This is a genomic window from Actinoplanes palleronii (assembly GCF_016862315.1).
GTDB lineage: Bacteria > Actinomycetota > Actinomycetes > Mycobacteriales > Micromonosporaceae > Actinoplanes > Actinoplanes palleronii.
Genome location: NZ_BOMS01000096.1, coordinates 1 through 5,302 on the forward strand (window position 1 = coordinate 1; position 5,302 = coordinate 5,302).

General features: G+C 70.5%; 2 protein-coding genes. One reads left to right on the forward strand and one right to left on the reverse strand.

From position 1 onward, the window contains the following. Positions 1–1,370: 1,370 nt before the first annotated feature. Positions 1,371–3,686, reverse strand: coding sequence for a DUF4132 domain-containing protein (locus tag Apa02nite_RS30805; protein WP_239164682.1), 2,316 nt, complete (start codon positions 3,684–3,686; stop codon positions 1,371–1,373). 158 nt (positions 3,687–3,844) lie between these two features. Between Apa02nite_RS30805 and Apa02nite_RS30810 the strand changes: the two genes are divergently transcribed. Further along, positions 3,845–4,921, forward strand: a complete 1,077-nt coding sequence (locus Apa02nite_RS30810; RefSeq protein WP_203828158.1) for a hypothetical protein — start codon at positions 3,845–3,847, stop codon at positions 4,919–4,921. The last annotated feature ends 381 nt before the right edge of the window (positions 4,922–5,302 follow it).

A 5,302-nucleotide genomic window follows, 5' to 3' on the forward strand; every position in this document is an offset into this window, starting at 1 on the left:
CCTCGGCACAGGGCCGCGGCCGCGAGTCGCGGCACCGGCCGCGGCTGCGCAAGATCCGCTTCGGCACAAGGCTGCGGCCGCGGCTCGCGGCAACCAGCTGGCTTCCAGGGGTGCCTCACGCACCGCGAGACACCTCTACAAGCCAGCCGGCCACCGCTGCGGCGCAAAGGTGCGGCCGCACGCTGCGGCACCGACCACGGCTGCGCAAGATCCGCCCCGGCACAAAGGGCTGCGGCCGCGGGTTGCGGCAACCGGCTGGCTCTCAGGGGTGCCTCAAGCACTGCGACACATCTCTACAAGCCAGCCGGCCACCGCTTCGGCAAAGGCTGCGGCCGCACGCTGCGGCACCTGCCTGGCTGCGCGAGGTCCGCTCCGGCACAAGGCTGCGGCCGCGGCTTGCGGCAACCGGCTGGCTTCCAGGGGTGCCTCACGCACTGCGAGACACCTCTACAAGCCAGCCGGCCACCGCCTCGGCACAGGCTGCGGCCGCACGCTGCGGCACCTGCCCGGCTGCGCAAGATCCGCCCCGGCACAAGGCTGCGGCCGCGGGTTGCGGCACCTGCCCCGGCTGCGCGAGATCCGCCTCGACGTAAGGCTGCGGCCGCGGGTTGTGGCACCGGCTGGCTTGCAGGGGTGCCTCGAGCTTTGCGAGACACCTCTAGAGACCAGCTGGTCAACGATCGCAGTGGCAAGCGGTCTGAACCATCAGCGTCAATGGCCATGCATTCCGAGGCCGGGACTCCGCGAACTAGGTCTTCCGTTCCTCGCGGCCGAGGCCCAGCCGCTAACCACCCGGCGTCGCCGAGATTCCCGTTTCGGCCGGCTGGGGTTGGAGTCGTCGAGGACCTCGCGTGGCTGAGACTTCCCTCCTCACGGCCGGAGCCCTTGCCGCTATCTGCCTGGTGTCGCTGAGGCTTCCGTTTCGGCCGGCTGGGGATGGAGCCACCGACGACCTGGCGTGGCTGAGACTTCCCTTCCTTGCGGCCGGAGCCCTTGCCATCAGCTGCCCGGCGTTAGTGAGGCTTCCGTTTCGGCCGGCTGGGGATGGAGTTGCCGAGGACCTGGCGTGGCTGAGACTTTCGTTTCTCGCGGCCGAGGCCTTTGCTACCGCCTGCTTGGCGTTGTTGAGGCTGCCGTTGGATAAGGCTGGACCTCGGGCTGAAGTGGCCTCGTGGCAGAGATTTCTGGTGGCTCAGGCCGGAGCTCTCGCTAAGCGGTTATCGGAGCTGGGGCGCGGCTGGAATGGTGGGTGGGCAAGGTTTGGGTGGGGAGGGCCATTCGGAAATATCAAGCCTGACGGTTTTCGCATGGCCCTCCCCGCCCAAACCGTCCCCCATCGCGCAGATCCGCTAGCGAGGAGAACAGGGGGATCAGGCTGGCAGTTGGTTCAGGATGGTTTCGTCGGTGATTTTGTGGTCGGCGGCCAGCAGGAAGGCTTTGGACAGGATCAGAGACAGGCGGGGATCGTCGTTGAAGGGCAGGGCGACCCTTGGGCCTCGGCCGGCGGGGACGATGCAGAGGTAGGTGTCGTCCGGTGCCATCAGGATGTTTGCCGAGCCCAGGTGGATCTTGTAGGTGGTGCGGGTGCCGCGGACCTGGAGGTAGCGGTCGGTGAGTTCGCACTGTGGGGCGATGGTCAGGGCGGGGAGCAGGCGGGCCAGGGCGTCTCGGCGGACTTTGGCGGTTTCGGGCAGGGCGCCGAAGGCGGTTTCTCGCCAGTAGCGGCGGAAATCCTGCGCGCCGCTGTCGCTCCAGGTCTCGTCGGCGGCGATCGAGGTCACCCCGACGAACAGGTCGACGTCGCGCATTGCCTCGCTGAGGAGGCGTGGGGGGACCTCGTCGAGGCGGGTCGGGGTCCAGAGCCGGCCGTCGCGGCGGGCGAAACGGACCTGGTCGGTTGAGCAGAACTCGACCCGGTCGCGTCGTCCAGTTCCTTCGGTGGCGATCTCGTGGTGGAACGTCGCCTGCCACGTGCCGGCGGCCAGGTCCTTTGTCGCTTCACCGTGCCGGCCGTCGCCCCAGGAGCCGAGATAGTTCGCCGACCAGCCGCGCACCCGCATCAGGGCGTTGGCCTGGCGATAGCGCAGGATGTGGCCGGCGAACCGGTTCGAGTAGGAGCCGGTCTGCACCTCGGCGGGGGTCAGCCGGTAGACCTCGCGGAACGCCTGCTTGAACGGCTGCTTCGTGGCGGCCGTGGTGACGTGGTCTCGCCAGGCGGCCACCTCGGCCGGGGGCGCCTCCACCGGATGCCAGAGCCGGACCGTGCACTGTGCTCCGGAGTGGCCGTCGACGGTCCAGCCGGGGCCGTCCTCGGTCGGTGCCGGGAAGCCTGAGTGCCAGGTCTGGCCGTTGTCCGGAGAGACCTGCCAGATCAGCCGCCGGGCCAGGGAACCGGTCACCGGGTGGCGTAGGTATCGCTGCTCCCAGGTGGGCCAGGCCCACGTGCGGTCCTGCGCGAGCAGGGCTTCGAGGCGGCCTCGCTCGCTGGCCAGGGTCTTGGTGACCTGGGTGGCCAGGGTCCGCAACGACGCGAGGCCCGCCCGCATCGCGGTGGGGACGGTCTTCAGCGGTGTGCCGTCCCGCCAGACCCGGACGGCTGCCTTGTCGTCGAGGATCTCGACACCGACGAGGTCGGTGCTGTCGCGCAGCCGGAGGCGCAGGCAGCCGCAGCTCTTCAACCCGTGGTCGTCGACGGTGAGCTCCTGTGCCTCGCCGGGCGCCCACCCGCGGGCGTCGGCGATCCGCTTCAGCGCCGCCTGCACCCGTTTCTGCACCGGCCTGCTCCGCGCCGACATCGAGAGCCGGCTCAGCACCGCGGCCGGCACGTCCCCCGAACGATCAACCAGGACTTCCACCACGGCCGCCGCGGCCTTCGGCGCCTTCGGATCGGCCGATCGCGCCGACCGCGACGCACAGGCCACTTTGGCCACCCGGCCCAGCAGCGCCGTCGACTCGGCCGAGCCGTCCAGGCCCTGCAGCCAGCAGAGCCCCCGCAACAGCACGTCGTGCTCGTCGCCCACCCAGGCGCCCCGCTCGGCGAACGCCACGAGCACGGCCCGAACGGCTCCAGCCCCAGCCCCAGCACCGGCCCCAGCATCGGCACCGGCACCGGCACCGGCACCAGGACTGACCCCAGCACCGACCCCAGCCCCAGCACCAGCCCCAGCACCGGCCCCGGCGGACAGGAGCTCGGCGGCTCTGCGCAGCCAGACCTTCGCTGGCACCGGCTTGGCCAGAGTGAAGGCGAAGTCCAGCACCTCGACCACGGCCCGATCCTCGGTCGCGGCGCCGAGCTGCTGCCGCGCCACCGGCCCGAACCCGTCGTCGTCGAAGAACAGGTGCGCGACGAAGTCGTTGTGGAGCCGCCCGATGGCTGCCCCATAGTGCCCGGAGAGCAGCCTGCGGACATCTGCCGGCATGTCCCACTCGGCCCGGAGCTCCTCGAGCACGGCTCGGAGCGCCGGGCCGAAACCGGCCAGCTCCTCGAGCGGCAGCTGGTTGGCGATCACCGCGGGCAGTCGATAGACCCCGCCGTCATAACCGACGCCGGCCTGCGGGATCTGCCGCAGCGCCCACGCCAGCTCCGCACGCTGCCATGCCAGAGGCGAAGCAGTGATCTCATACAGCTCGGCACCCGGGTCATAACTCGGGCAGTCCCGCTCCGCAGCCTCCAGATGCCACCGCATGGCGGCAACCCGCTGCCGCGCGTCAGCATCGAAGGCCGCGACGTCACCGACCAGGGAGCCCGTTTCAGGAAGCAAATGAAGCCAGCCACTCATGCCGGTCATCCTGCCCACGGGGTATGACAAAAAAGTTGTCGTACCGGTTGGGGATGATGGGCCGCATGAGTGGCTGGCTTCACCTCGTTCCGGAGATGAGTTCCGGTGCCGTCGACCCGGTGCCGGTGGAGTCCTGGCCGCCGCAGGGCCCTCAGCATCAGCGGCTCACCGCGCTGTACTGGCACGCCGGCCTGCTGACCGATCAACGCCCGGCCTATCACGGCACCGCCGAGCTCTACGCGCTCACCGCGGAGTCGGTTCCGTGGCACCGCGACGATCTGGTGTGGGCGCTGCAGGTGCTCGCCCGGCAGCGGATCGGGGTCTACGGCGCGGGCTGTGAGCTGCCCGGGGTGATCGCCAGTCAGTTGCCGGTGGAGCAGCTGGGCGGGTTCGAGCCGGTCCTGTGGGCGGTGCACGACGCGATCCTGGACGACAGGGAGGTGTTCGGGGCCAAACGCCGCGAGCTGGTCGGCCGACTCCGGACGGCGATCCGTCGGCTCAGCGGTGACCTGGTCACTCCGCTGCTGTTCGGCCGGGAGGGGTTCGGGCCGGCCGCGCGGCGGCTGCTCGGTGATCGGGGCACCGACCCGGCGACGAGCGAGGTGCTGGAGCACGCCGTGACGTTGACCCGGCCGGTTCCGTCGAAGGCATGGCTGCGGCGCGCCGCCGCCCTGCGGGCGGCGTCGCCAATGGCCGCCAGCGCGGTCCGGGATGTGCTGGCGGCCTTCCTCGACCACGACTCCTGGCCCCGAGAAGAGCCCGACCCCCGTCCCCGGGAAGAGCCCGACCCCTGGCCCCGGGAAGAGCCCGACCCCTGGCCCCGGGAAGAGCCTGACATCTGGCTCCGGGAAGAACACGACGTGCTGGTCCGCGGGCTGTGCTGGATTCACGCCCTGGACGGGTCGCCGGAGGCCACCGTGCTGCTCGGCCGGGTGGCCGAGGTGGCCGGTGCCCCCAGGCGCCCAGGGGCGAACGAGCCAAAGGCAGGCCGCGCAGCCGCTGCCGCCGTGGAGACCCTTGTCGATCGGCCGGGCGCCGTGCCAGCCGACGTGCTGACACGGCTGGCCCTGTCAACGCAGAGCAAACCGGTGCAAAACAGAGTGCAGCAGGCCCTGAAACGACTGCCCGCCACCCACAGCTAACGCCTCCGTCCCCATCCACCCGCCATCGCCAAGCCCCCGCGACCGCCGCCCGGAGTTGTCGTCGCGCCTACCTGGCGTAGCTGAGAATCCCGTTCCCCGCGACTGACGCCTTTGTCACCATCCGCCCGGCACCACCGAGGCTGCCGCGACCGCCGGCTGGAGTTGTTGTACCGCCCACCTCGCGTGGCTGACTCTCCCGCTCCTCGCGGCCGAAATCCTTGTCCCCATCCGCCCGGCGTCGCCGAGACCGCCGTCGGACAAGGCTGGACCGTCGGCTGAAGCGGCCTCGTGGCAAAGGTTTCTGTTTGCTGAGGCCGGAGCTCTGACCGAAGCGATCATCGGATCGGGACCCGCGGCTGGAATGGTGGGTAGGCAAGGTTT